This is a genomic window from Nonomuraea sp. KM90, assembly GCF_052246675.1.
GTDB lineage: Bacteria > Actinomycetota > Actinomycetes > Streptosporangiales > Streptosporangiaceae > Nonomuraea.
Window position 1 is genome coordinate 156,088 of record NZ_JBQQCB010000011.1, and the last position, 26,143, is coordinate 182,230.

The 26,143-nt window shown below is 72.0% G+C and carries 20 protein-coding genes; 10 read left to right on the plus strand and 10 right to left on the minus strand.

The window, feature by feature from the left end; all coding sequences use genetic code 11:
• Positions 1-104: 104 nt before the first annotated feature.
• Both ACTWPW_RS15535 and ACTWPW_RS15540 read left to right on the plus strand, forming a co-directional pair.
• Positions 105-3,251, plus strand: a complete 3,147-nt coding sequence (locus ACTWPW_RS15535) for an ATP-dependent helicase (RefSeq protein WP_443169087.1) — start codon at positions 105-107, stop codon at positions 3,249-3,251.
• Positions 3,245-6,526, plus strand: a complete 3,282-nt coding sequence (locus ACTWPW_RS15540) for an ATP-dependent helicase (protein WP_443169088.1) — start codon at positions 3,245-3,247, stop codon at positions 6,524-6,526. The genes ACTWPW_RS15535 and ACTWPW_RS15540 overlap by 7 nt, the downstream gene beginning before the upstream one ends.
• Here ACTWPW_RS15540 and ACTWPW_RS15545 read toward each other — a convergent pair.
• From ACTWPW_RS15545 to ACTWPW_RS15560, 4 genes are read right to left on the minus strand one after another with little or no spacing between them, the layout of a single operon-like run.
• The gene (locus tag ACTWPW_RS15545; protein WP_443169089.1) at positions 6,486-7,553 is read right to left on the minus strand and encodes a type III PLP-dependent enzyme; all 1,068 of its coding nucleotides are present in this window, start codon (positions 7,551-7,553) and stop codon (positions 6,486-6,488) included. The genes ACTWPW_RS15540 and ACTWPW_RS15545 overlap by 41 nt on opposite strands.
• A complete protein-coding gene (locus ACTWPW_RS15550; protein WP_443169090.1) occupies positions 7,550-9,076 on the minus strand; it encodes an IucA/IucC family protein in 1,527 nt (508 codons plus the stop codon). The genes ACTWPW_RS15545 and ACTWPW_RS15550 overlap by 4 nt, the downstream gene beginning before the upstream one ends.
• Positions 9,077-10,552, minus strand: coding sequence for an IucA/IucC family protein (locus ACTWPW_RS15555; RefSeq protein WP_443169091.1), 1,476 nt, complete (start codon positions 10,550-10,552; stop codon positions 9,077-9,079).
• Positions 10,549-11,691 carry a siderophore biosynthesis protein gene (locus ACTWPW_RS15560; RefSeq protein WP_443169092.1) on the minus strand — a complete coding sequence of 381 codons (1,143 nt, stop codon included), beginning with the start codon at positions 11,689-11,691 and terminating at the stop codon, positions 10,549-10,551. The genes ACTWPW_RS15555 and ACTWPW_RS15560 overlap by 4 nt, the downstream gene beginning before the upstream one ends.
• Positions 11,692-11,836: 145 nt before the next feature.
• On the opposite strand from ACTWPW_RS15560, the gene nudC reads away from it, so the two are divergent.
• Positions 11,837-12,811, plus strand: a complete 975-nt coding sequence (gene nudC, locus ACTWPW_RS15565; protein ID WP_375113471.1) for an NAD(+) diphosphatase — start codon at positions 11,837-11,839, stop codon at positions 12,809-12,811.
• Positions 12,812-12,814: 3 nt separating this feature from the next.
• On the opposite strand, the gene ACTWPW_RS15570 is transcribed toward nudC, so the two are convergent.
• Positions 12,815-13,063, minus strand: a complete 249-nt coding sequence (locus ACTWPW_RS15570; RefSeq protein WP_364136431.1) for a mycoredoxin — start codon at positions 13,061-13,063, stop codon at positions 12,815-12,817.
• 90 nt (positions 13,064-13,153) lie between these two features.
• Complete coding sequence (locus ACTWPW_RS15575; RefSeq protein WP_443169093.1) at positions 13,154-14,038, minus strand: alpha/beta hydrolase; 885 nt, start codon at positions 14,036-14,038, stop codon at positions 13,154-13,156.
• A gap of 162 nt (positions 14,039-14,200) precedes the next feature.
• On the opposite strand from ACTWPW_RS15575, the gene ACTWPW_RS15580 reads away from it, so the two are divergent.
• From ACTWPW_RS15580 to ACTWPW_RS15600, 5 genes are all read left to right on the plus strand, one after another.
• A complete protein-coding gene (locus tag ACTWPW_RS15580; RefSeq protein WP_443169094.1) occupies positions 14,201-16,246 on the plus strand; it encodes an ATP-dependent DNA helicase UvrD2 in 2,046 nt (681 codons plus the stop codon).
• Positions 16,247-16,372: 126 nt separating this feature from the next.
• Positions 16,373-17,242, plus strand: a complete 870-nt coding sequence (gene tesB / locus ACTWPW_RS15585; RefSeq protein WP_364136425.1) for an acyl-CoA thioesterase II — start codon at positions 16,373-16,375, stop codon at positions 17,240-17,242.
• A gap of 116 nt (positions 17,243-17,358) precedes the next feature.
• Complete coding sequence (locus ACTWPW_RS15590) at positions 17,359-17,628, plus strand: hypothetical protein (RefSeq protein ID WP_443169095.1); 270 nt, start codon at positions 17,359-17,361, stop codon at positions 17,626-17,628.
• A gap of 129 nt (positions 17,629-17,757) precedes the next feature.
• Positions 17,758-18,027 carry a WhiB family transcriptional regulator gene (locus ACTWPW_RS15595; RefSeq protein WP_080045300.1) on the plus strand — a complete coding sequence of 90 codons (270 nt, stop codon included), beginning with the start codon at positions 17,758-17,760 and terminating at the stop codon, positions 18,025-18,027.
• Between the two features lie 22 nt (positions 18,028-18,049).
• On the plus strand, positions 18,050-18,256 hold the full coding sequence (locus tag ACTWPW_RS15600; protein WP_375113475.1) for a hypothetical protein: 207 nt from the start codon (positions 18,050-18,052) through the stop codon (positions 18,254-18,256).
• Positions 18,257-18,439: 183 nt separating this feature from the next.
• On the opposite strand, the gene ACTWPW_RS15605 is transcribed toward ACTWPW_RS15600, so the two are convergent.
• Positions 18,440-19,048, minus strand: coding sequence for a hypothetical protein (locus tag ACTWPW_RS15605; RefSeq protein ID WP_443169096.1), 609 nt, complete (start codon positions 19,046-19,048; stop codon positions 18,440-18,442).
• A 77-nt stretch (positions 19,049-19,125) separates the two neighbouring features.
• Here ACTWPW_RS15605 and ACTWPW_RS15610 point away from each other — a divergent pair, with 77 nt between their 5' ends.
• The gene (locus ACTWPW_RS15610; protein ID WP_443169097.1) at positions 19,126-19,755 is read left to right on the plus strand and encodes a TetR/AcrR family transcriptional regulator; all 630 of its coding nucleotides are present in this window, start codon (positions 19,126-19,128) and stop codon (positions 19,753-19,755) included.
• A gap of 269 nt (positions 19,756-20,024) precedes the next feature.
• On the opposite strand, the gene ACTWPW_RS15615 is transcribed toward ACTWPW_RS15610, so the two are convergent.
• Positions 20,025-20,234 carry a hypothetical protein gene (locus ACTWPW_RS15615; RefSeq protein ID WP_443169098.1) on the minus strand — a complete coding sequence of 70 codons (210 nt, stop codon included), beginning with the start codon at positions 20,232-20,234 and terminating at the stop codon, positions 20,025-20,027.
• A gap of 338 nt (positions 20,235-20,572) precedes the next feature.
• Positions 20,573-21,238: a M15 family metallopeptidase gene (locus ACTWPW_RS15620; RefSeq protein WP_443169099.1), complete on the minus strand. Its 666-nt coding sequence runs from the start codon at positions 21,236-21,238 to the stop codon at positions 20,573-20,575.
• An 85-nt stretch (positions 21,239-21,323) separates the two neighbouring features.
• On the opposite strand from ACTWPW_RS15620, the gene ACTWPW_RS15625 reads away from it, so the two are divergent.
• Positions 21,324-24,371 (plus strand): BTAD domain-containing putative transcriptional regulator, encoded by a 3,048-nt coding sequence (locus ACTWPW_RS15625; RefSeq protein WP_443169100.1) that lies wholly within the window; start codon positions 21,324-21,326, stop codon positions 24,369-24,371.
• Here ACTWPW_RS15625 and ACTWPW_RS15630 read toward each other — a convergent pair.
• A complete protein-coding gene (locus ACTWPW_RS15630) occupies positions 24,368-25,741 on the minus strand; it encodes an FG-GAP repeat domain-containing protein (protein WP_443169101.1) in 1,374 nt (457 codons plus the stop codon). The two genes, ACTWPW_RS15625 and ACTWPW_RS15630, sit on opposite strands and share 4 nt — an antisense overlap.
• Positions 25,742-26,143: the final 402 nt, after the last annotated feature.

Below are 26,143 nucleotides of genomic sequence, written 5' to 3' on the forward strand. Positions count from 1 at the left end.
AGACCGGGCAAGTCGGCACGATCTACCCCTGTGGTCTGGTGGAATCTAGTGCTGTGAGTGCTCAGACCTGGCGGTTGGTGCGAAGAGGTGGCGGGGGGCCGAATGTGCCGCCTGAGCTCGATGAGCACCAGCGTGCCGTGGTCCAGCACCGGAGCGGTCCCCTCCTCGTTCTCGCAGGTCCGGGCACCGGCAAGACCACCACGATCGTCGAGAGCGTGGTCGACCGGATCGAGCGGCGCGGCCTCGACCCCGAGCGCGTGCTCATCCTCACCTTCAGCCGCAAGGCCGCCGAGGAGCTGCGCCAGCGCGTCACCGCGCGGCTGCGCCGCACCACCCGCACCCCGCTCGCCCTGACCTTCCACTCCTACGCCTACGCGCTGCTGCGCCGCGAGTCCGTGCTGGCGGGCAAGGCCCCGCCGCGCCTGCTCACCGGCCCTGAGCAGCTGCTGGAGATCCGTCGGCTGCTCCACGGCGAGCTGGAGAACGGCGCGCCCGGCTGGCCCGTGTCGCTGCGCGAGCCGCTCAAGACGCGCGGCTTCGCCGAGGAGCTGCGCGACTTCCTGTCCCGGGCCAACGAGCGCGGGCTCGACGCCGAGCGGCTGGTCGCGCTCGGCCGGCTGCACGGGCGCGGCGACTGGGTGGCGGTGGGGCGGTTCGCCGAGCGCTACCAGGACCGGTTCGACCTGGCCCCCGAGGAGACCTACGACTACGCCGAGCTGATCGGGGCCGCCACCGCGCTGCTGGCCGATCCCGAGGTGCGCGAGCGCGAGCGGGCGGCGCACGACGTGGTGTTCGTGGACGAATACCAGGACACCGACCCGGCCCAGGAGCTGTTGCTGACCCAGCTCGCCGGCGACGGCCGCGACCTGGTCGCGGTCGGCGACCCCGACCAGTCGATCTACGGGTTCCGGGGCGCCGACGTGCAGGGCATCATGAAGTTCCCCGAGCGCTTCAGGACCCTCCACGGCCGCGAGGCCCCGGTGCTGGCCCTGCGGGTGTGCCGCAGGAGCGGCGCCGACCTGCTGGAGGCCTCCCGCCGGGTGGCCGCCAGGCTGCCGGTGGCCCCCGCGCCGGAGCACGACCAGCGCCACGGGCACCGCGACCTGCTGCCGCTGCCCGACGCCGAGCCCGGCGACGTGCGGGTGCTGCTGGCCGACAGCACCAGCCAGGAGGCGGCGATCGTGGCCGACACGCTGCGCCGCGCCCACCTGATCGACGGGGTGCCCTGGCACCGGATGGCGGTGCTGGTCCGCTCGGCCAAGCGGCAGGTGCCGCTGCTGCGGCGGGCGCTGGTCAACGCCGGGGTGCCGACCATGATCGCGGGCGACGAGGTGCCGATCGCGCAGGAGCCGGGCGTGCGGCCGCTGCTCACCATGCTGCGCGTGGCGCTGGACCCGTCGCAGCTCGACGAGGGGGTGGCGGAGGAGCTGCTGACGGGCCCGCTCGGCGGCACCGACATGATCGGCGTACGCCGCCTCCGCCGCGCGCTCAAGATCGCCGAGAACGAGGCCCTGAGCGCCACCGCCGACGAGGCGGAGCCGCTGCCCGTCAAGCCGCGCTCGTCCGGCGAGCTGCTCGTGGCCGCCGTCAAGGACGTCCGCGAGCTGACCCGCGTCGAGCCCCACATCGCCCTCCCGGCCGAGCGCGTGGCCAAGCTGCTGGCCGACGCCCGCGAGGCCGCCCGGCAGGAGGGCACCGCCGAAGACCTGCTGTGGGCCGTCTGGCAGGGCAGCGGCCTGGCCGCGCGCTGGACCGACCAGAGCCTGGCGGGCGGCCCCAGGGGCGCCCAGGCCGACCGCGACCTCGACGCCGTGGTGGCCCTGTTCGACCACGCGGCCAGGTTCGTGGACCGGATGCCGATGGCGGGTCCCGAGGTGTTCCTCGACGACCTGGCCGCCCAGGAGATCCCCGGCGACACGCTGGCCGACCGGGCCCCCGACGGCGACGCCGTACGCGTGCTGACCGCCCACCGCTCCAAGGGCCTCGAATGGGACGTCGTGGTCGTGGCGGGCGTGCAGGAGGGCGTCTGGCCCGACCTGCGCCTGCGCGGGTCGATGCTGGGCGTCGAGGACCTCGTGGAGGTGGTGGAGGGCGCCGAGCCGAGCGCCGCCTCGCTGGCCTCCAAGCTGCTGGCCGAGGAGCGCAGGCTGTTCTACGTGGCCGCCACCAGGGCCAGGCGCAGGCTCGTGGTCACCGCCGTCGGCGGCGAGGACACCGACGAGCGCCCGTCCAGGTTCCTGTCGGAGCTGATGCCGGGCGCGGTCGAGACGGCCACGGTGGACGACCGGGCCCGCTGGCTGAACATGTCCGCCCTGGTCGCCGACCTCCGCAGCGCGGTGACCGACCCCACCAAACCGGGCAGGCTCCGGCAGAAGGCGGCGCGACAGCTGGCCCGCCTGGCCGCCGCCGGGGTCCAGGGCGCCCACCCCAACGACTGGTACGCCCTCACCCCCATCTCCGACGACCGCCCCCTGAGCTGGCCCGACGGGATCGTCAGCATCTCGCCTTCGGCGGTCGAGAGCTTCACCAAGTGCGGCCTGCGCTGGCTGCTGGAGACGGCGGTCGGCGCGGCGGGCACCAGCACCGCCCAGGGCCTGGGCAACGTCATCCACGCCCTGGCCGTCCTGGCGGCCACCGACCTGCCCAGCGAAGACCTCCTGGGCGACCGCCTCGACCAGATCTGGAGCGACCTCGACTTCGGCGGCGTCTGGTACAACCGCAAGCAGCGCCAGGTGGCCGAGCAGATGATCGGCAAGTTCCTGCGCTGGCACAAGGAGAACCCGCGCGAGCTGGTGGCCCTGGAGGAGGCGTTCACGGCGATGGTCTCGGAGGGCGTCCAGATCAAGGGCCGGGTCGACCGCGTGGAGCGCGACTCGGACAACCGCGCAGTGATCATCGACCTCAAGACGGGCGGCTCCAAGCCCAAGGCCGGCGATCTCGACCGCCACCCGCAGCTCGGCGTCTACCAGCTGGCCGCGCTGCTGGGCGCGTTCGCCCGGCACGGCATGACCGAGCCGGGCGGCGCGGCGCTGGTGCAGCTCGGCAAGGCGGCGGGCAAGAACGACGCCCTGGAGCAGAAGCAGGGCGCGCTGGCCGAGGACCAGGATCCCGGCTGGGCCGCGGACCTGGTCGACACGGTGGCCACCGGCATGTCCGGCCCGTTCTTCCAGGCCAAGGTCAACGACGGCTGCCGCACCTGCGCGGCCAGGGCGAGCTGCCCGGTCAACGACAACGGGGGCCAGGTGTGCTGACCCCCGCCGAACTCGCCGGCAAGCTCGGCGTCCTGCCCCCGACCCCCGAGCAGGCGGAGGTCATCGAGGCCCCGCTGGAGCCGATGGTCGTCATGGCGGGCGCCGGCTCCGGCAAGAGCGAGACCATGGCCGGCCGCGTGGTGTGGCTGGTCGCCAACGGCCTGGTCAAACCGGAGAACGTGCTGGGGCTCACCTTCACCCGCAAGGCCGCCGCCGAGCTGGCCACCAGGGTCAGGGAGCGGCTCAACGGCCTGGCGGAGGCCGGCCTGGTCGCGCCGGGCGCGCTCGACAACGAGCCGACCGTGTCCACCTACCACGCCTACGCCGCCCGCCTGGTCACCGACCACGCCCTGCGCGAGGGGCTGGAGCCCACCATGCGCCTGGTCACGCCGGCCGTGTCGTGGCAGCTCGCCTCGCGGGTGGTGGCGATGTACGACGGGCCGATGGACAAGATCGAGCTGGGCCCGCCGTCGGTCACGGCCGCCCTGCTGGAGCTGGCGGGCGAGCTGTCCGAGCACCTGCGGGCCGGCTCCGACGTGCGGCGGGTGGGGGAGTGGCTGCAGGACAGGCACGCCCTGCTCCCCGGCCGGACCACGCTCGCCCAGCGCAAGCCGCTCACCGTCCAGGCGGCCAGGGAGCAGCTCCTGCCGCTGGTGGAGGCGTACGAACGGCTCAAGCGCCGGCGCGAGGTCATCGACTACGGCGACCAGATGTCGCTGGCCGCCCGGATCGCCGCCGGCCACAAGGAGGTCGGCGAGATCGAGCGCTCCCGCTACTCCGTGGTCCTGCTCGACGAATACCAGGACACCAGCCACGCCCAGCTCGTCCTGCTGCGCTCCCTCTACGGCGGCGGCCACGCGGTCACCGCCGTGGGCGACCCGTGCCAGTCGATCTACGGCTGGCGCGGCGCCTCCGCCGGCAACCTGCGCCGCTTCTCCCGCGACTTCCGCACCGGCACGGGCGACCCGGCCCCGGTCCGCCAGCTCAGCGTCAGCTTCCGCAACGGCGACCGCGTCCTCGACGTCGCCGCCCGGGTGCAGCTCCCGCTCCGCATGGAGGCCCGCGAGGTCCCCGTCCTGGTCCCCGGCCCCAACCGGGTCGACCGGGGCCGCGTCACCTGCGCCTTCCACGAGACGGCCGAGGACGAGGCCAGGTGGATCGCCGACGGCATCGCCAAGATGCTCGGCCAGGAGGTCGCCCCCGACGGCCTGCCCTGGGGGGAGAGGGAGCGCAAGAAGACGCTGGCCGTGCAGCCGCAGGACGTCGCCATCCTGGCCCGCAAGCGCTCGCAGTTCCCCGCGCTGCGCCGGGCCCTCGAGGACCGCGACATCCCGGTCGAGGTCGTCGGCCTCGGCGGCCTGCTCACCGTGCCCGAGGTCAACGACATCGTCGCCACCCTCCGCGTCCTGTACGACCCCACGGCCGGCGACGCGCTGGCCAGGCTGCTGGCCGGCCCCCGCTGGCGGATCGGCCCGGCGGACCTGCGGGTGCTGGGCGAGCGCGCCAGGGAGCTGGCCCGCGAGCTGAGCGACAGCCGCCGCCAGGAAGACCCGCTCGACCAGGTGGTGGCCGACCTGGCCGAGGAGCGCGGCAGCCTGGTGGACGCGCTGGACGAGCTGCCCGACCGGGAGGCGTGGCTGGAGCCGTTCTCGCCGCTGGCCCGCACCAGGCTGGTCGCGCTCGCCCACGAGCTGCGCCACCTGCGCGCGCACACCGCTCAGCCGCTGCCCGATCTGATCACCGAGGTCGAGCGCAGGCTCGGCCTCGACGTCGAGGTGGCCGCGCGCAGCGGCACGGCGGGGGCGTTCGCGGCGCGGGCGGATCTCGACGCGTTCCTCGACGCGGCCTCCAGGTTCGCGGGCGACTCGGAGGACCCGACGCTGGGGGCGTTCCTGGCCTACCTGCAGGCGGCGGAGAGCGAGGAGTTCGGGCTGGAGGCGGGCCGGGTCGGCGAGAGCAACAGCGTCAAGCTGATGACCGTGCACGCTTCGAAGGGCCTGGAGTGGCCGATCGTGGTGGTGCCCGGCCTGTCGCAGCTCGTCAGCTCGAAGGGGACGATCGCGACGGGCAGCATCTTCCCCGCCACGCCGGTCATGAACAGCCGCTGGACCGACAACCCGCGCAAGCTCCCCTACACCCTGCGCGGCGACGCCGCCGACCTGCCCCGGCTGAGCGGGCTGAGCAAGGAGGAGCTGGCGGCCTTCGACGAGCTCTGCCGCGAGCGCGACCTGATGGAGGAGCGCAGGCTCGCGTACGTGGCCGTGACCCGCGCCCACTACCACCTGATCGCCTCCGGCTACCGGTGGGGCACCGCGACCAAGCCCCTGGAGCCGTCCGACTTCCTGCTGGAGATCCGCGACACCGCCGACCGGATCTCGTTCTGGGCCGGCGACCTGGCCGAGGGCGCGACCAACCCGCTGCTTGCCGAGCCCGCCGAGGCCACCTGGCCGGTCACGCCCGAGGGGCTGCGCTACGAGTCCGTGCTCGACGGCGCCCGCCTGGTCGAGGACGCATTGGCCGGCACGCTCGGGCCGGACGACGAGGACGAGCCGCTGCGGGCCTACGAGGAGGAGCGCCTGCGCGCCTGGGAGCGCGACACCGACCTGCTGCTGCGCGAGCGCGATCTGCACCGGCGCAAGCCCGCGACGACCGTCGAGCTGCCCATGAAGCTGACCGTGTCGTCGCTGGTCACGCTGGCCGCCGACCCGCGCGAGCTGGCCCGCAGGATCCGCCGGCCGGTCCCGGTCAAGCCGGCGCCGCTGGCCCGCCGGGGCACCTCGTTCCACAAGTGGCTGGAGACCCGGTGGGACCAGCAGCGGCTGATCGACGACTTCGAGCTCTACGACGAGGAGCTCGAAGAGGCCGACGTGCGGCTGGCCGAGCTGCAGGAGCGGTTCGAGGAGAGCGAGTGGGCCGACCGGCGGCCGGTCGATCTCGAGGTGCCGTTCGAGACCATGATCGCCGACCGGCTGGTGCGCGGGCGGATGGACGCCGTCTTCGAGCGGGCGGGCGGCGGTTACGAGGTGGTCGACTGGAAGACCGGCCAGCCGCCCAGGGGCAAGGCGGCGAAGGCGGCCACGGTGCAGCTCGCCGCCTACCGGCTGGCCTGGTCGCACCTGGCGGGCGTGCCGCTGGAGCAGGTGGGCGCGGCCTTCCACTACGTACGCGCCAACCGCACCGTGCGGCCGGTCGACCTGCTCGACGCCGACGGCCTGGTCGCGCTCATCGAGGGTGTCAGGCTCTTAGATAGTGGAAAGCCGGCTTCGGGTGCATGAGGAAGTCGTGGTGCGAGATGTTCCAGGCGTAGGCCCCGGCCATCTCGAACACCACGGTGTCCCCGACCCCCACCGAAGTCACGATATTTCGGGCAAAAAGGTCTTTTGGGGTGCAGAGTTGGCCGACGAACGTGACCGGTTCGCCGGCCACGCCGCCCTTGCCCGTACGCAGGACGTGGAGCGGCTGGTCGTGCCCCTTGGTCACCGGCGTGCGCAGGTGGTGCGTGCCGCCCAGCAGGATCGCGTACGCCTGCCCGCGCACCCGCTTCACGTCCACGACCTTCGTCACGTAGTAGCCGCAGTAGACGGTCAGCGCCCGCCCGGGCTCGATCCGCAGCCGCCTGCCCCGCCCCAGCCCGGCCAGCCCCGCCCCGTAGGCCGCCCAGTCGAACCTGGACTCCGGCGTGGCGTAGGAGACCGCCATCCCGCCGCCCAGGTTGACCTCCTCGTAGGCGTTGTCCAGCAGCGCGCCCGCCAGCCCGAGGAGCTGCGGCGCCGCCAGCCCGCTGGCCAGGTGGGCGTGCAGGCCGCGCAGCCGTACGCGGTCGCCGAACAGCGGCAGGCACTCCGCCACCCCGGCCTCGTCCATCCCGAACGGCCCGCTCATCGTCAGCGCCGCGCCCTCGACCGGCAGGTCCGGGTTGAGCCTGAGCAGCACGTCCGCCTCCAGCCCGGTGCCGAGCAGGCGGCGCAGCTCGTTCGGGGACTCGACGTGCAGGCGGTGGTGCGGCAGCCGCAGCTCGGCGTCGGTCTTGCCGGGCCCGCCCAGCGCCACCGGCATGCCCGGGAACAGGCCCGTCACGTGCGCGTGCTCGCCCGCCGACGACACCTCGAATCCGTCCACGTGCCCCGCCAGCACCCGCAGCAGCTCGGCGTCGGGATTGGCCTTGACGGCGTAGTACAGCTCGGTGGCCCCCAGCGCCCGCCGTACGGACGCGACGTGCTCGTCCAGCGCCGGCAGGTCATAGACGTAGGCCGGGACCTCCGCGAGGCCCAGAGCGGCCTCCTGGACGCGCGGCCCGATCATGCGAGCGGGTTCGCGATCGGGACGTAACCGGCCGCGCGGTCGGCCGCCCTGGCCCAGCGCACCCCCAGGTTCGCCTTGGCCGGCAGGGGCGCGCCCGCCAGCAGGTTCGACAGGGGCAGCGGCCGGCCCAGACCGGCGGCCTGGCGGGCGAGCAGGTCGCGGGCGATCCGCCACAGTTCGCGCAGCAGCCCGTCGTCCTCTCCCGCGACCGTGGCGGCGATCTCGGTCAGGTGGTTGACGAGCAGGCAGTAGACCACGCGGGCCCAGCCGCGCTCGGCGTCGTAGCTGAGCGCGCGGGCCACCTCGGGATGCAGGCCGCCGAGGTCGTGGCGGCCCGTGACGAGCTTGGTGCCCTCCAGGTCACGGAAGACGGCCTGCGCGGGCGTTCCGGAGGCGTCCAGGCCGACCAGGACGTTCTGCAGGTGGGGCTCCAGCACCACGCCGTGCGTGAAGTACAGCTCCAGGACCGGCAGCGCGACCACCGTCACGTACGCCCGCCACCACGCGAGCGGATCGTGCACGGGGGCGTCCAGGGCGGCGGCCAGGACCGGGGTGACGCCAGGGTCGCAGACGGCCCACGGGCTCTGCCTGACGATCACCCCCAGCCCCTCGTGGAGCCGGGTGCCCAGGGCGGCCGACCGGTGGCCGGGCTCGGGGAGCCAGCGGGTGGCGGGGTGCTCGGCCGCCACCTTCTCGAAGACGGGCGTCAGCCGTCCGGTCAGCTCCACCGCGCCGGCCAGCTCGTACCAGGCGTTCTTCCGCACGCAGTTCGTGATCCGGACGTCCAGGGAGAACTTCAGGCAGACCTCCGCCGCGGGGGCGTAGACGGTGCGTACGGACGAGGTCGGCACCACGACGGGCCCCGGCCCCAGGTCGAGCAGCTCGCTCCCCAGGGCCGGCCGCAGCAGGTCGAGCTGCCACGGATGCGCCGGCAGCACCCGGTACCCGGCGGGCGCCCGGCCCATCGCGTCGAGCGCGGCCACGTCGCCCTGCTCGGCCAGCACGTCCTCCCGCACGCCGAGCAGCCGGACGGGGAACTCGGCATGCGCCTCCGGGGCGTACCGCAGCCAGCCGTCCCCGCCGCGCGCCTTGGGGCTGGGGTGGAACGGGTGCCCGTACACCAGCGCCTGCTCCGAGGCCAGCCAGGGATCGGCGGGCGGCACGGCCCCGGCCCGGGCGCCCAGGATCGCCGCCACGGCGTCCCTGCTGGCCGCCACCTGCCCGGCGAACTCGCCGTTGTTCCCCTGCAGCTCCGCCTCGACCAGGCCGACCAGCTCGTCGGTGGACAGCGGCTGCCAGGCGCCGGCCCGCAGGCGTTCGGGCCGGCCGGCGAAGCGCAGGGCCGCCCCGCCGTGCGTACGGGCCCGCAGCAGCACCCCCGCCACCCGCAGCAGCAGGTACGGCGGTGCCGGCCACACCAACCCGCGCGGCCCGGCCACCTCCCGCACGCAGCAGCGCAGCAGGGCCGCCAGCGTCGCCTCCTCGGCCAGGCCGGAGGGCGCGTCGATGGCTAGTCCGGGCATTCAGGCTCTCCTCAGGTAGTTCGGCCCGCTGGTGCCGTAGAACTTGTTGATGTCGCGCGCGCCGGAACGTTCCTTGGACACCAGAGTCCCGGCGGTGATCATGGATTTGCCGGTGAGCCGGGCCGCGTCGAGCGTCCGGGCGCGCAGGAGCCTGGCCATGGGGTCGTCGCCGTACTCGTCGAGGGCCTCGGCCAGCGTGTCGCGCAGCAGCGCGGCGGCCCGGTCGTGCGGCAGCGCCGCGAACGTCACGGCGGCGGCGGCCAGGTGCAGCGTGATGGTCACGAACACGTCGGCCAGGGCGTGGGGGTCGTCGGTCAGCATCCGCTCGTCGGCGAAGGCCGGCACCTCGACCCCGGCCGCCCGCAGCCGCGAAGGCGAGGCCAGCAGGCCGTCGTTGTCCTTGACCAGCAGCCGCAGGCGGTCGCCGCCCAGGACCAGGGCGAGGTTCTGCTGGTGGGCCTCCAGGGCGACGCCGTAGCGTACGAAGAGCTTGACGTTCCACCGCAGCAGCAGCCGCAGATAGTCGGGCAGCACGTCGCCCAGCCCGTCGAGCACGCCGGGCGCGCCCAGCGCGGCGACCGGCACGATCTCGCCCTCGGGCAGCCGCCGGACCATCCAGGCGAGATACTCGTGCCCGGCGTGCGCGTGGGTCTGCTCGTCGGCCGGCACGACGTCCGGGTCGGCCAGCTCGCGCAGCAGCAGCTCCGCCCTGGCCCCGTCGGCCAGCACGCCCGGCTTGATCGAGCGCCGGTTCCTGACGCCCAGGGTGCTGATGGGCAGGGGCAGCTTGAGATGCACGCGCGGGCTCACCTCGACGGTCCGCATGGACAGCGTGGGCCGCACCCGTACGGCCGTCTCGTCCAGCACCCGCACCCCGTCGATCTTCCGTACCTCGTCCACGGCCAGCGGATGCACCGGGAAGAGCGCCTCGCCGTCATCGAGGTCGTCCGCGAACGGCGGCGCCACGTCGGGAGGCAGCCGGTCGGCGGCGCCCGGCACCACCGCCCACCGCAGCTCGAACGAGGGCCCGAACTCCGGCGCGTACGCCCGCAGATCGTCTTCGGACAGCCCCACCCGAGCCCGCGAAGTCGGGTGGACCGGGTGGTCCACGAAGGCGGCCAGCGTCTCGTAAGAGGGCCCGGACCGCAGCACCTCCTCCGCCACCCCGTCGTGCAGCTCCAGCGCCGCCAGCGCGGCCAGGCACTCCTCGAAGAAGGCCGCCACCCCTTCGGAGTCCGCCGGGTGGGCGAGCTCCACCAGCGTCTCCAGCACCTGCTCCAGCCCCAGCCGCTCGTCCGGCGCGACCACGAAGTCCTGGAACAGCACCCCGGGTGCCAGCCGGACCCACCGCCCGTCCGCCAGCAGCAGCCCGACCCCGTCCTTGGTCCTGGTGACGCGGGAGGCCAGCCCGCCGTAGTCCTCGCGCAGCAGCGCGTCGAGCACCCGGGCGGCCAGGTACGCCTCCCGAGCGCTCATTCGACCACCCACGGCCGCGCGGCCCGGTACTCCGCCACGGCCGCGTCCACCCGCGCCCGATCGGGCCCGACCGCCCGCACCACGCCCAGGTAGTCGCGGTTGGTACGCGTCAGGGAGACGACGTCCCCCACCTCGCGCAACGGCCGGTGCCACAGCCGCACGTCGCCGCTGACCACGGACTCGTGCCCGGGGGCGTCCTTGATCGTCCCGGGCCGGTCCGCGACCAGGCTGACCGCGCTCGCGTGCCTCCCGGCGGCGTCCGGCACGGCCGGCACGCGCTGCCCGAGGTGCACCCGCAGGATCCACTCGAACAGCGGCACCCCGAGCACCTCACCCAGCAGGAAGTCGCAGTGGTCCCCGATCGCCCGGTAGTTCACCTCGATGATCCGGGGCCCGGCCGGGGTGAGCACGTACTCGGTGTGGCAGGCCCCGAACCCCACCCCGAGCGCCCGCAACGCCGCCAGCACGTGCCCGTGCGACCCGTCCGGCGGCGCCCAGTCGAGCCGCTCCTCCACGAAGTACGGCAACGCCCCCAGCGTCGTCTCGAACCCCCCGAGCACCCGCAGCCCGCCGTCGTCCCCCAGCGTCTCCAGCGTCCGCAGCGGCCCTTCGAGGTATTCCTCCACGACCAGCGCCTCGCCCGGCCGCCGCCGCCTGACCTCGGCCACCGCCCCGGCCAGGTCGCTCTCGACGAGCATGACGTCCTCGCTGGCCACTCCCTCGCGGGGCTTCAGCACGACCGGGTACGGCGGGTGCTCCGGCACCGGGTCGCCGGGCCCCAGCCGTACGGAGAACACCCGCTCGACCCCGGCCTCCGCCAGCCTGCGCCGCGTCAGGAACTTGTTCTTGGCCGCCGCGCACGCCCGCCAGTCCTTGCCCGGCAGCCCGAAGTAGGATGCGGCGAGCGCGGTCTCCGCCTGCAGGTGGTCGGAGTTGGTGAAGATCGCGTCCGGCCTGCCGAGGTGTTCGACGGCGTCGATGAGGGCGCGCGGGTCCCGCACGTCACACGCCACCGCGTGCGGATGGTGCTCGGGCCGGTCGGTGAGGATCGTGACCTCGCAACCGAGTGCCCGGGCCGCCGGCAGGAAGCCGTCCGTCACGGAATCGGTTGGTTTGAGCGCGGTCAGGTAGAGCCGCAACGCGAAGGCACCCCCGAAGAATCAGGTAAGGCTAACCTAACTCGTCGATCTTAGCCCCCGAGAGATCACCCCGGTGCCCGGATACCGTAATCGCCGGCTAACTGCGAGGTCATAGGATGACATGGGATTCAGGAGGGGGCGGCCAGTGGAGACGACCGCGGAAGAGCAACTCATCGGACCGCTGCTCCTCGCACGCGGCACCATCGACCGGTCCTCGGCGCTGCGGGCCGACGACGGGTGGCTGGAGCGGGCGTGGTCCGATCCCGCGACCAGGGTGCTGGTGATCGACAACGGTCACACGCTGGTGCGGCGGTCGGGAGACGAGGTGCAGGCGGTGCTGTTCACGCCCGCGGACGCGCCACCGGGGCCGCGCTACCTGCTGGGCCTCGAAGACGGGGTCGCCTACTTCGCGGTGGCCGCGCCGCTGCCGGGCCTGCCCAAGGGCGACCTCAACGGCCGCGTCACGATCCCGATGACCCTGCGTGACACGCCGGAGGGCCAGCCGGTGGCGGCCGGGCTGCGCCAGGCGGGGGGCCTGCTCGGCGACCGCGACGCGGGCCTGCTGGTCTACGCCGTGGCGCTGGAGGCGTGGCACTCGACGCACGAGTTCTGCCCGCGCTGCGGCAGCCGCACCGACGTCGCGGCCGGCGGCCACATCCGCGTCTGCCCGCAGGACTCCAGCCAGCACTTCCCGCGCGTCGACCCGGCCGTGATCATGCTCGTCCGCGACGCGGACGACCGCTGCCTGCTGGCCCGCGGGCCGCACTGGCCCGAGGGTCGGCTGTCGATCCTGGCGGGGTTCGTGGAGCCGGGGGAGTCGCTGGAGGCGGCCGTTGTCCGCGAGGTCGCGGAGGAGGTCGGCATCGTCGTCACCAACCCGCGCTATCTCGGCAGCCAGCCCTGGCCGTTCCCGCGCAGCCTCATGCTCGGCTTCTTCGCCGAGGCGATGACGACCGCGCTCACCCCCGACGCCGACGAGATCGCCGAGGCGCACTGGTATTCCAGGGAGGAGATGGCACGGGCGCTGGAGTCGGGCGAGCTGCGCCTGCCGCCTCCCGTGTCGATCGCCCGCCGCCTCATCGAGACCTGGTACGGCGGCGAGCTCGTCGGCGACTGGTGACCGTCAGGCCGCTTCGAGCAGTGCCTTGACCTCGATGGCCGAGGGGTTCGTCCGCACCACGCGACCGTTGGGGGTGTCGATCACGACGGTCGGCACCACCTGGTTGCCGTTGTTGACGCTCATCACGAAGTCGGCGGCAGACGGGTCACGCTCGATGTCGATCTCGTCGAAGCTGATGCCCTCGCGAGCGAGCTGGGACTTGAGCCGCTTGCACGGGCCGCACCAGGTGGTGCTGTAGATCGTGAGCGCCATCTCGGGACACCCTCCAAGGTCAAGGAATCAGGCGATCGGTGCAACAACGCCCGGTGCCTGGTTAATCCCGGATCTGCCTGGTCCGGTCCCCTACCCGATCCGCTCGGCGATCCACGCCTGCACCCGCTCGGCCACACCCGGCTCCCGGTAGAGCGGCGAGCTGTGGTTGACCCCCGGCGCCGTGAACACGGTCACCGGCACGCCCACCTGCCCGAGCATCTGCTTGAGCAGCTGGCTCTGCACCGGCGGCACGAACTCCTCCGCCGAATGGATGGTCAGCATCGGCGCGTCCTTGCGGCTGGCGTGCCAGGCCACCTCCATGCTCGCCCAGACGCGCGAGCACTTGCCCTTGGGCGCGCAGCCGCCGGCCAGCTTGATGGCGGCCGTGCGGAGCTTGCGCTTGTTGGGGTCGGTGGCCTTCTCGCCGTCGGAGTAGGCGCGCAGCGGCGAGATGATCGGGGACAGCCCGACCACGCCCTTGAGCCCGTTGATGCCGTCGCCGTACGTGCCCACGGCCGCCGCGATGTGCCCGCCCGCGGAGAAGCCCACCAGCACGTAGTTGCCCGCGTCGAACGCCCACTTGTCGGCATGCTTGCGCGCCATGGCGATCGCGGCCAGGGCGTCGGTGCGCTGCGCGGGCCAGGCGGCGTCGCCGGAGAGGCGGTAGTTGAGGTTGAAGACCGTGTAGCCCATCTCGGCGTAGCCGCGGGTGATCTCCTTCATGTACCTCTTGTCACCGCTGGACCACCAGCCGCCGTGGACGAGGAAGATCCCGGGCCGCTCCTGGCCGTCGGGCGTCCACCAGACGTCCATGCTCTGGCGCTGGTGGGAGCCGTACTGGACGGTCTCCACGGACAACCCGCCGAGCCCCTCAGCGTCCACGGGGTTGCTGACCGTGGGGCCGGGGGCGGGGTCCTTGGCCGCGCTCGCGGTGACTGGTGTGAGCACGACGGCAGCGAGCGCGAGAACGCTCACGGAAACCGCTGTTCGCACGGCCTTCCTTTCCCCCATGCACGTGGTCGGCCCCATTGTGGGGGAAGAGACCAGTTCTTTGCATCTCGATGACTAGGAACATACGTCGGCCCGCATGTTGCCAGAATAAGGTGCTTCACCGCCACCGGCTGGAAGGATGTACGGGTGAACAACTCGGACGACGTACTGATCGGACTCGACCCCGAGCAGCGCGCGGTCGCCGAGGCCGTGCGCGGGCCGGTGTGCGTGCTGGCGGGTGCGGGCACGGGCAAGACCAGGGCGATCACCCACCGCATCGCGTACGCGGTCCGCAGCGGAGTCGTGGACGCGCAGAGCGTCCTGGCCGTGACGTTCACCACACGCGCGGCGGGCGAGCTGCGCCAGCGGCTGCGCGCGCTCGGCGCCCCCGGCGTCCAGGCGCGCACGTTCCACGCCGCGGCGCTGCGCCAGCTCACCTACTTCTGGCCGCGGGTGATCGGCGGCGAGGCCCCGTCGGTCATCGAGTCGAAGCTCCCGGTCCTGGCCGAGGCGTGCCGCCAGGTCCGCCGCAGCCCCGACCGTTCCGAGCTGCGGGACATCGCCTCCGAGATCGAGTGGGCCAAGGTCACCCAGATCGGCCCGGAAGACTACGTCGCGGCGGCCGCCAAATATCACCGCACGCCGCCGATCGCGGCCGACGAGGTGGCCGGGCTCTACGAGTCGTACGAGCGGATCAGGCGCGAGCGTCACCTCGTCGACTTCGAGACCATCCTCGAGCTGACCGCGGCGGTGATGACCGAGCACCAGGAGGTGGCGGCGCAGATCCGCCAGCAATACCGCTATTTCGTGGTCGACGAGTATCAGGACGTCAACCCGCTGCAGAAGCTGCTGCTCGACACCTGGCTCGGCGGCCGCGACGACCTCTGCGTGGTCGGCGACCCCAACCAGACGATCTACTCCTTCACCGGCGCCAGCCCGCGCTACCTGACCGGGTTCGCGGTGGAGCACCCCGACGCGGCCGTCATCAAGCTCGTACGCGACTACCGCTCCACCCCCCAGGTCGTCGATCTGGCCAACCTCGTCATCGCCAAGGGCAAGTCCCCGCACCGCCTGGAGCTGGTGGCCCAGCGCCCCGACGGCCCCCGGCCGGTGTTCAACGACTACGACGACGAGCCCGCGGAGGCCGCCGGCGTGGCCCGCGCCATCAGGAAGCTCCTCGACAAGGGCGTGCCGTCGCGCGAGATAGCCGTGCTGTTCCGCGTCAACTCACAGTCGGAGTCGTATGAGGAGGCTCTGGCCAAGGCCGAGATCCCCTACGTGCTGCGCGGCGCCGAGCGCTTCTTCGAACGCCCGGAAGTGCGCCAGGCGGTCGTCCTGCTGCGCGGCGCGGCCCGCTCCGCGGCCGGTGAGCCGCTGGCCGGCGAGGTGCACCACATCCTGGCCGGCATCGGCCTGACCCCGTCCCCGCCCGGCGGGGGCAAGGCCAGGGAGAAGTGGGAGTCGCTCAAGGCCCTGGCCGACCTGGCCGAGGACATGGCGGCGGACGGGGCCGACCTGCCCGCGTTCGTGGCCGAGCTCGAACGCCGCGCCTCCGAGCAGCACGCGCCCCCCGTGGAGGGCGTCACCCTGGCCTCGCTGCACGCCGCCAAGGGCCTGGAGTGGGACGCGGTGTTCCTCGTCGGCGTCACCGACGGCATGCTGCCGATCATCTACGCGGAGACCCCCGAGCAGATCGAGGAGGAGCGGCGCCTCCTCTACGTCGGCGTCACGCGCGCCCGGGAGCACCTCTCGCTCTCCTGGGCCCTGGCCCGCGCGCCCGGGGGCCGCAAGAGCCGCCGCCCGTCCCGCTTCCTCGACGGCCTCACCGGCCGCGCCTCGTCGCCGCCGCGCGTGGCCCCGTCCACCCGCGAACGCCGCCAGGTGGCCGCGCCGGTGAGCTGCCGCGTGTGCGCCAAGACGCTGGTGGTCGCGGCCGAGCAGAAGCTGGGCCGCTGCTCGACCTGCCCGGCCGACTACGACGAGGCCCTGCTCGAACGCCTGAAGTCGTGGCGCACCGCCACGGCCAAGGAGAGCAAGGTGCCCCCCTACGTCATCTTCACGGACGTGACGCTGCAGGCGATCGCCGAGCGGGCCCCGGCCACGGAGCAGGAGCTGCTGTCGATCGCGGGGGTCGGCAAGGTCAAGATCGACCGGTACGGTGAGGCCGTCCTCGCCCTGTGCCGCGCTTCGTAGCCGGGTGCCGTAACAACGGCGAAACTGCGACAGGGAATCATCAGACAAGCCAGGCCCACGTTTGGGCGTGAATGGGCGACACGTCAGACTTGTCCCAGAATCGGAAAACACAAGGGGGACGGACGCGTGAACGAGGCGCTGAAGGAGCTGCTGGACCTGCTCGACCTGGAGCAGATCGAGCTCGACATCTTCCGGGGCAGGAGCCCGGAGGAGCGCATCCAGCGTGTCTTCGGCGGCCAGGTGGCGGCGCAGGCCCTGGTGGCGGCGGGCCGTACGGTGCCCAAGGACCGTAACGTGCACTCCCTGCACGCCTACTTCATCCGGCCGGGCGACCCGTCCATCCCGATCGTCTACAACGTCGAACGCCTCCGCGACGGCCGCTCGTTCACCACGCGCCGCATCGTGGCCGTCCAGCACGGCAAGGCGATCTTCACGATGTCCGCGTCGTTCCACGTCTTCGAGGAGGGCGTGGAGCACCAGGCCCTGACGATGCCGGCGGTGCCCGACCCGGAGACGCTGCCGACGTTCCAGGACAGGATGTACGAGCTGGTCGGCGACAACCCGGACCTGCGCGACTGGCTCTCGCGCCCCCGCCCGGTGGACGCCAGGTACGCCTCGCCGCTCACCTGGGAGGCGTACGCGAACCCGGAGCTGCGCAGCGCCCAGACCAACGTGTGGTTCCGCTATCACGCCGACCTGCCCGACGACCCGCTCCTGCACGTGGTGCTGGCCGCGTACGCCTCCGACTTCACGCTGGTCGACACGATACTGCTGGCACACGGCATGGCCTGGGGCGCCTCGAACGTCATGGGCGCCTCGCTGGACCACGCGATGTGGTTCCACCGCCCCTTCCGGGCCGACGACTGGCTCCTCTACGCTCAGGAGTCCCCGTGGTCGGCGGGGGCCCGGGGGCTCGCCCGCGGGGAGATGTACACGGCGTCAGGTGAACTCGTGGTCTCGGTCGTCCAGGAAGCCATGATTCGCGTGATGAAGTAGACACGAAATCGCAGGTAGAAAATATGTTGCCCCTTCCCGGGTTCCCGGTTTAGGGTCATGGTCAAGCGAGTCGGACACTCCTGTTCCGACGATCCCAAGAGTGGAGGTGAGCCCCGGTGATCAGCATCAAGATGTCGGCCACGCAGTGGCGCGCCTCCGCATGCCGTGACCTGGTGAGACTCGTCGATGGTCCCGCCAAGCCGCGGCAGGAGAAGTCTGCCCGTAGCCAGGCCGCCGCCTTCTATGCGCACGCCCACTTCGGTGCCGCTGTCGTGAAGCAAGGCGCTCCTGTCTACAACGCACGTATCGAACTGCCGACCAGCCAGCTCACCAAGGGTGGACTGTGCGGTCCGCAACCCTGGAGGGATGCTCCGGTCATAACCTGACCGGCAAGCAACCGCCTCCAGGCCGCGGATCCGCACACAGGATCCGCGGCCTTCTTGTTTGTCCGTGATCCCCGACCACCTACGAGGTGCCCGACCAAGATCAAAAAGATCGATCAAAAGGAGAAGCAGATGGGGGCGAAGACGATCATGGACCTGATCGACGAAGCCAAGATCCCCTGTCGTACCGACCCTGACCTGTGGTTCGCCGAGTCGCCGGAGGACGTCGAGTTCGCCAAGGCTCTCTGCGGCGGCTGCCCGATCCAGAAGGCCTGCCTGGCCCGCGCGCTCGAGCGCGAGGAGCCGTGGGGCGTCTGGGGTGGCGAGCTGATCCTCAGGGGAACGATCGTTCCCCGTAAGCGTCCGCGCGGGCGTCCCCGCAAGCACCCGGTCGCTGCCTGAACACCGGACCTACCACCAGAAAGTGAACAAACCGATGAGCGTTCATTCGACGAGGAGCCTTGCCGTGCCGGATCTGATTCATGACTTGGTAAATGACCGAATACAAACCCTCCACCGCGAGGCGGCCGAACAGCGCCTCATCCTGCGCGTCAGTCGCGTGCAGCGGGCGCGGCGCGAGGTCAAGCGGGCGAACGACCGCCTTCGCAGGGCCTTGAGCCGCCAGATCTGACCCCGGAGATCCTGCCGCCGGCGCAGGATCTCCGGTTCGGATCCCTCCTGAGAGCCGGGCGCCGGCCGGCGCCCGGCTCTTCTCTTTCCCGGCCGTGCCTTCCCACGGACGGACCACCCGCCCCGCCGCACCGATCGCTCGCCACCGCGCTGCGGCATCGGACGCCGTGGCTGCTGCGGACGATCAGGACGCCGAAGGCATCGCGGACCTTCCAGACCTCTTGGACGCCTGAGATTCCGCAAGCTCCGTGGCCGACCAGAGCCGCGCCGCCATCCAGGCGACCCCGACCCCCGCCATCACCAGCCCGGCCAGATAGACCGGCAACGGCACCACGTTCCGCAACGACCCGGGCACCATGCCCACGGCGTAGAGCAGCACGCCCACCACGGGCATGGCCCCACTCCTGATCGCGGCGGCACTGAACGTCACCACCCCCACCAGCAGGACGACCGACGTGACCAGGAACGCCCGCCCGGTGCCCCCGGTCAGCAGCCCGCTCACGACGCCGCCGCCGAGGTAGGGGAAGACGAAGTGCAGCGTGTACTCGATCGCGAACGCCCCGGCCAGCCCGGCCGAGTTGAGCACGTATCCGACAAGCCCGAGCGTGCCGGAAGTGCGGCGAATGAGCAGGTAGATGCCGGTGATCGCGAGTAATCCCGTCAGGGCCCCGAACGGTGCGATGGCATGGGTGAGCGCCGTCTCCGGCAGGTATCCAGCGCGACGGGCGGAGTTGACGAACAGCAACACGGCGCAGGCGAACCCCGCCACCGCGGCAACCCGATGAACACTCATGTAGGGCGTCCTCCCTCTTGTTCTTCTCGGTGATAACACTCGTTATGATGCTCGTTATCGCCAGATATGGTGAGAGGGTGCCGAGAGCCGTAAGCACCTCGAAAGAACTCGGCGCGCTGCGCCAGGACCTGCTCGACGCGGCCCTGCGCGTGTTACGCGAGAAGGGCGCGCTCCACCTGACCCTCCGCCGCGTGGCCGACGCCGCCGCCACCTCCACGATGGGCATCTACACCTGCTTCGGCGGCCGTGCCGGCCTGCTGGAAGCGATCTACGAGCACGGCTTCCACCTCCTTCACGAGGCGATGACCCGATCCCTGGACGGTCGCACGGATCCGCTGGCCCGGATCATGGGGGTCGCGTACGGCTACAGGCAGTTCGCCCTGGCCGACCCTGCCCTGTTCGCGCTCATGTTCGAGCGCCCGGTCCCGGATTTCGACCCCTCGCCCGAGCAGCGCAACGACGCCCTGCGCCTGTGCTTCGACCCGCTCGCCGCCGCCACCTCGGCAGCGGCCGAGGCCGGCCTCATCCGGGCGACGGACCCGGAGCGCTCGGCGTACCTGGTGTGGACCACGATCCACGGCCTCGTCGGCATCGAGCTGACCTGCTCGCTTCGCAGCCCGCTCCCCGGCTGGTTCCTGAACTCCGGCGAGGAGGGCGAGCGCATTCTCAAAGACGGCGTCCAAGCCCTCCTGTCCGGCCTCACCTGAACGCCCCACCCCGAACAGGCACGACTCGCACCCTGAACGGCAAGCCGCGGGGATGGTACCGGCCGGCAGGGCATGTGCGAGCGAGTGCCCGGCCGGCCGGCGAGCTGCCCGCCGCCGCCACCCATGAGGTCCGTGCGGAAGATCGAAAACCTGACGGGAACGGTGGTGGCGGACAGCCCGGTCAAATCACCAGACTCACGCGCGCCCTGCCCGCGGCCACCACGACGGTGCCGCGACCGCTCGGCGCGCTGCACGACGCTGTCGTGCGATCAAGGAGTGGTGATGCAGTGCATGGCGGGAACCTCGGCAGGCGTGCCCGCCGCGGTCGGATCCACCATGGTCGTCAGTTCACCGGCGCTCGCAGCCAGGCACTCGCCGGCACGAGCAGGATCGAGGACGGCGTTCGCGGCGGGTGCGGCGGCGAGCAGGCCCAGGGTCGCCAGGGCGGTGGCGGCCAACAGCCGCACGGGTCGGTGCATTGGTGTTCTCCCAAGAGAGAGTAACGGTTTGCACTCGTATACTTACACAGAGTAGTCACTGCTTGACAGTGGAATCCCGGAACTCCCGCCATCTCCCCAAGCCGCCTTCCCCTGAAACGGGTGAGGCCAGCCCGATGGCACAGGCATCCTCACGGACGCGGCCGGTGCCCATGACGGGAAACGTGCCCGTGATCCGGGCGTGCCCAGGACACGGGCGTGTCGCCCGACGGCGCCGGGTGCGACATACCAGCGATATACCGGAACGTCGTACGGTGGCGTACCGCGCAACCCTGGCTGCGGGCGCGGGCATCACGGCGGGGGCCCCGGCGTGCCAGCTCTTATGAGCCGTTCCAGTCGAGCGGCCCGTAGAGGGCCGCGGGGGCACCCGTCGTGAGCGCCCAGTACCTGTCGCCGTAAGACCAGTGCCACCACTCTGTCGGGTAGTTGATGAAGCCTGCCGCGCTCATGGCCTGAGCGAGCAGACGCCTGTTGGCTCGCGTCTGGGAGGAGATCGCCGGATGGTGCGTGTAGCAGGCGCCGCCGCTCTCCTCCGGTCCGGCGTTCACGGGGGTGCCCATGTCGAGCTCGGCACCGTCGGCGTCGATCAGCGTGAGGTCGACGGCGGCCCCGCACACGTGCGGCGCCACCTCCGGCGGCGCGAGCGAGCGGCTGGCCTGGGTGTGGACCTGCTCCTCGCTCCACGAAGGGTTGGCGTCGCGGAGCTCGGCGGCGTACCGGGTGAAGTAGTGCCGCTGCAGCGCCAGGGGCCGGTAGCCCTCGACGACCAGCAGCCGGTGTTTCGCGGGCAGGAGCTCGTTCACCGACAGCAGCCGATCGACGAGGCCGATGCGTAGCCGGGCGTACGCGCCGGCGCCGTCGGCCTGGCGGTCGTCGAGCGCCAGTTCCGGCACCTTGCGCAGGTCGAACAGCGGCTCACCGCACTCGATCACCGGGATGGCCAGGAGCCGGCGGTCCGACATCAGCACGATCGATTCATCTGTCATGTCTTACGGTCCTTCACTCGTGTTTCGATCGAGCATGAGGGGCCCCGCTGTAAGTTCGCTGCAATTCCACGGATGCGAGGTATCGATGGAATTTCGCCTGCTGGGGCCCGTCGAGGTGTGGGACGGAGCGCAACGGGTGGCGCTGGGCGGGCCCAAGCCGCGGGCACTCCTCGCGTCGCTGCTCCTCAGCCCCGGGCGGGTGGTGTCGGTCGATCGGCTGGTGGACCTGATCTGGAGCGATCGTGTTCCCGGCACCGCCAGAGAGCTGGTCCAGACGTACGTCTCCTCCTTGCGGCGCAGGCTGCGGCCGGAGGCGATCGTGACCCGCCCTCCGGGCTATCTGCTGCTCCTGGACGGCGAGCGGTTCGACCTCCAGTTGTTCGAGCGATTCGTCGCGGACGGACGGCTGGCCGCGGAGGAGGGCAGGCACGAGGACGCCGAGCAGGCGCTGCGCGCCGCCGAGGCGCTGTGGCGCGGTCCCGCGCTGGGCGGGATCGGCGAGGCCCTTCAGGCGGAGGCGGCTCGCTTGGAGGAGCTCCGCCTGACCGTCATCGAGGAACGCATCGCCGCCGAACTGCTCCTGGACCGCCACGGCGACCTGGTGGCGGAGCTCACCGCGCTGGTCGCCGCCCATCCGACACGGGAGCGAATCCGCGGCCAGCTGATGACGACGCTGTACCGGCTGGGCCGCTCGGCCGAGGCCCTGTCGGTCTTCGACGACGGGCGGACGACGCTGGCCGAGGAGCTGGGCCTCGATCCCGGCCCGGAGTTACGCGCGTTGCAGGAGGCCGTCCTGCGGGGTGATCCGGCCCTGTCCGGCGCGGCGCCCCCGTATCTCAGGCGGCACTTCGTGCCCAAGCAGCTGCCACCGGACGTGCCGGACTTCACGGGCCGGGCCGACGTCGTGGGAGAGCTGACGCCGATGCTGGCCGCGAGCCGTACGGCACCGCCCGTGGTGATCATCTCGGGGAAGGGCGGCGTGGGGAAGAGCGCCGTGGCGGTCCACCTGGCGCACCGGGTCGCCGATCGTTATCCGGACGGCCAGCTCTTCGCCGATCTCCGCGGCACGAGCGACACCCCGGCCACCGAGCAGGAGGTGCTCGGCCGTTTCCTGCGCGCGCTCGGCGTCGAGCACGAGGCCCAGCCCGAGTCGCCGGCGGAGCGGGCAGCCCTCTACCGCAGCCTGCTGGCGCAGCGACAGGTGCTGGTGGTGCTGGACGACGCCCGGAACGAGCAGCAGATCCGGCCGCTGCTGCCCGGCGAGGCCGGTTGCGCGGTGTTGGTCACCTCGCGGGGACGGCTCGCCGGCCTGGCCGGCGCGCATCTGACCGACCTCGACATGCTCGACGGTGAGGCCGCGCTCGCCCTCCTCGGCGCCGTCGCCGGGGCCGACCGCGTCGCCGCCGAGCCGGGAGCCGCCCGTGAGATCGTCCGGTTGTGCGGCCTGCTGCCCCTCGCGGTGCGGACCGTGGGCGCGCGCCTGGCCACGCGGCGGCATTGGCCTCTGGCCACCATGGCCGCCCGGCTCACCGACGAGCGCCGCAGGCTGGACGAGCTCACCGCCGGGGACGTGGAGGTCCGGGCCAGCGTCAGCCTGAGCTACCGGGCTCTGGACGAGCAGGGCAGGGCGGCGTTTCGCCGGCTTGGTCTGCTGGGGGTGCCCGACTTCGCGCCGTGGCTCATCGCTCCGCTTCTCGACGTGCCGGCGGCGGACGCTGAAGAGATCGCCGAGCGCCTGGTGGACGCCCAGCTCGTCGACTTCGCCGCGATCGACGCCACCGGGCAGCCCCGCTACCGGCTGCACGATCTCCTGCGGGTCTTCGCGGCGGAATGCGCCGAGGCGTACGACACCGCGGACGAGCGGTCGGCGGCCGTGACGCGCACCCTCGGCAGCTGGCTCTGGCTCATCGACAGGATCGACTCCCGCGTGCCCTCCGGAGAGGTCATCCTGCGCGGCGACTACGCGTCCGCCCGCCCGGTCGACGACCTCGTCGCCGCCCGGGCGGCTGCGGATCCGGCCGCCTGGCTGGACGCCGAGGCGCCCTGTCTCATCGTGGCCGTGTCCCGCGCCGCGTCGCTGGACCTGGACGTCGCCGCCTGCGACCTGGCCGCGGCGCTGTCCTTCTCGCACGTATTCAACGCCAACCGGCTGAGCGAATGGCGCACCAGCCATGAGGCCGCGCTGGCAGCCGCCCGGCGCGCCGGGAACCGGGCCGGCGAGGCGGTCCTGCTCGCCGGTCTGGGCCACATCCACTACAAGCTGGACCGCTTCGACCAGGTGCACGAGTACCTGTCCGCGGCCCTGCCGCTGTTCGCCGAAACCGGAGACGTCAGGGGCGAGGCCGTCGCCCTCGCGGGCATGGGCACCGCCTGCCGCGAACAGTGCCGGCTGCGTGAGGGACTCGGGTACCTGACCAGATCCGCGGCGATCTTCCGGCGGCTGGGCGACCACTCCGCGATCGGCGCGACCTCGCGGATGGCCGCCGCCATCCATCTCGAACTCGGCGAGTACGAGGCCACGTGGCCGCTGCTCGACCAGGCGCTGGACGCCTACCGCCGGGCGGGCAGCCGGCGCGGCGAGGCGCTCACGCTGCGCACCACGAGCCTCGTCCATCGCGCCCTGGGCCACTACGCCGAGGCAGTCGAGCTGAGCGCCCGGGCCCTGGACATGTTCCGCGCCGGCGACCCGCTCATGGCCGCCTTCGCGGTGCAGTCTCTCGTCAAGGTGCGGATCCGGCAGGGTGACGGAGCCGCCGCCCTGTCGCAGCTCCTCGACGCCCTGGAGGTGTGCAGAAGCCACTTCGACCGGTACGGCGAGGCTCTCATGCAGCGCACCATCGGCGAGCTCCATCTGGCGAACGGCCAGCTGGATCTCGCCGAGGCCCACCTCATGCAGTCGATCGCCATCTCGGAGGAGCTCCGGACGCCGCTTCCCGTGGCGCGCGCCAAGCGTGATCTGGCGGCCGTGCTGGCCGCGCGCGGCGACACCACGGCGGCGGAGCTCGTGATCGCCGAGGCGACGGCCGTCTTCGCCGGCCACGACGCGCGTGAGGGAGACGAACTCGGGGTCACCTCGTCCGGGCAGACCGAAGGGCCGGATCCCGAGGATCCGGCCCTTCGATCGCCGGGTTAGAAGTAGGGGGTCCAGCCGGGGCCGATGGGAGTGGCGGGGCCGAAGTTGTTGTCGCCTTCGCCGTTCCAGATGTGCAGGGTGCCGTCGGTCATGGCGGCGATGTCGTCGTGGCCGTCGCGGTTGACGTCGCCGAGGGAGGTCAGGGTGCCGTCGTAGGGGCCCCAGCCGGCGCCGATCTCGTGGGCGGTGCTGAAGGTGTTGTTGCCTTGGCCGTTCCAGATGTGCAGGGTGCTGCCGTTCTTGATGGCGGCCAGGTCGCCGATGCCGTCGTTGTTGAAGTCGCCGCCGATGGGCTTGCTGAAGGCTGCCCAGCCGGGGCCGATGGGGGTGGCGGGGCCGAACTTGTTGTTGCCTTGGCCGTTCCAGACGTGGAGGGTGCTGCCGTCCTTGATGGCGGCGATGTCGTCGTGGCCGTCGCGGTTGACGTCGCCGATCGAGGTCAGGGTGCCGTCGTAGGGGCCCCAGCCGGCGCCGACTTCGTGGGCGGTGCTGAAGGTGTTGTTGCCTTGGCCGTTCCAGATGTGCAGGGTGCTGCCGTTCTTGATGGCGGCCAGGTCGCCGATGCCGTCGTTGTTGAAGTCGCCGGCGGCGGGTTTGCTGAAGGCCGCCCAGCCGCCGCCGACTTCCTGGTGGGTGGTGAAGTTGTTGCTGCCCTTGCCGTTCCAGATGGTCAGCGTGCCGGTCGTCTCGGAGAAGATGTCGCCGATACCGTCACCGTTGAAGTCCGCGCCGCGTACGGGTACGTGGTCGTCGACGATGTTCCGGTACCGGATGGGCGTGTAGGTCTGCATGCTCGCCCACGACTCGTCCCCGCGCTTGCCGTGGGAGTTGACGGCCGGGCCCTTGGCCCAGTCGTCCTCCCATCCGTCGCCGTCGGAGTCGTTGCCGCCGTTGAGGGAGTAGGTCCACGCTCCCTGGGAGTGGTCCTGCTCGTTCTTCCATCGGGCGAAGAGCTCCATGTGCCCGTCGCGGAGGATCGCGTCCCCGGGCTTGAGGTCGTGGAGACTCCCCAGGGTGATCTTTCCGGAATAGCCTTCGAAATCGACCGTGCTGTTGCCGCCCTTGCCGGAGTTCGCGGTGATGTGCCAGGCCATGGAGACCAGGCCGGAGCAGTCCGGCCCGTACTTGTTGTCCCCCTCCGCGTCCGTGACCAGGGTGTTGGGCCAGCGCGTCAGGTTGTAGCGGACGTTGCGGTCGACCCAGTTCTGGGCGCGTGCCAGCACCTCGGACCGGGTGATCTTCCCGTCCGGGAAGCTGGCGGCGTACGCGGCCTGGGGCGTGGCCGCGACGTCCAGGGCGGTGAAGGAGAACGTCGCGGCGATGAACGCGAGACCGGCCAGCAGGCGGACGGGGGTTGACGAGCTCGACATGGGGGTTTCCTCCGGGTGATGGGGCCGGTTGTTCGGCCCCGAGCAACGCCAGAGTGTCGAGCGGTGCTGGAAATCCCCTGCAACGCCCTTTCAGCGCCTTTCATCCGGCACAGGGGCGCCCCGTCCTCGCAGGTCGGCGACCCTCAGCCCCTGCGGAAGGCGTCGGCGTGGGAGTGCGTCCTTTGCCCGGCGGTGCGGGTCTCGGCGTGGGAGTGCGTCCCTTGCCCGACGGTGCGGGTCTCGGCGTTCGTCAGGCCATGGGGGCGCGGATCCCGGCCGAGCACGGTGGCAAGGATGATCAGAAGCGCCGCACAGGCTCGGAGACCGCTACGGGGACCGGCCCAGGGATGGCTGTCGGCCCCACGAGGCTGTGATCGTGGCCAGGCTGCCTGGGCACCCCTC

Bases quoted from the DNA above. Each gene is read 5' to 3' on its own strand.
- ACTWPW_RS15545 (WP_443169089.1), bottom strand. From the start codon at position 7,553: ATGATCGGGCCGCGCGTCCAGGAGGCCGCTCTGGGCCTCGCGGAGGTC.
- ACTWPW_RS15550 (WP_443169090.1), bottom strand. From the start codon at position 9,076: ATGCCCGGACTAGCCATCGACGCGCCCTCCGGCCTGGCCGAGGAGGCG.
- ACTWPW_RS15555 (WP_443169091.1), bottom strand. From the start codon at position 10,552: ATGAGCGCTCGGGAGGCGTACCTGGCCGCCCGGGTGCTCGACGCGCTG.
- ACTWPW_RS15570 (WP_364136431.1), bottom strand. From the start codon at position 13,063: ATGGCGCTCACGATCTACAGCACCACCTGGTGCGGCCCGTGCAAGCGG.
- ACTWPW_RS15595 (WP_080045300.1), top strand. From the start codon at position 17,758: ATGGGGGCGAAGACGATCATGGACCTGATCGACGAAGCCAAGATCCCC.
- ACTWPW_RS15605 (WP_443169096.1), bottom strand. From the start codon at position 19,048: ATGAGTGTTCATCGGGTTGCCGCGGTGGCGGGGTTCGCCTGCGCCGTG.
- ACTWPW_RS15615 (WP_443169098.1), bottom strand. From the start codon at position 20,234: ATGCACCGACCCGTGCGGCTGTTGGCCGCCACCGCCCTGGCGACCCTG.
- ACTWPW_RS15620 (WP_443169099.1), bottom strand. From the start codon at position 21,238: ATGACAGATGAATCGATCGTGCTGATGTCGGACCGCCGGCTCCTGGCC.
- ACTWPW_RS15625 (WP_443169100.1), top strand. From the start codon at position 21,324: ATGGAATTTCGCCTGCTGGGGCCCGTCGAGGTGTGGGACGGAGCGCAA.
- ACTWPW_RS15630 (WP_443169101.1), bottom strand. From the start codon at position 25,741: ATGTCGAGCTCGTCAACCCCCGTCCGCCTGCTGGCCGGTCTCGCGTTC.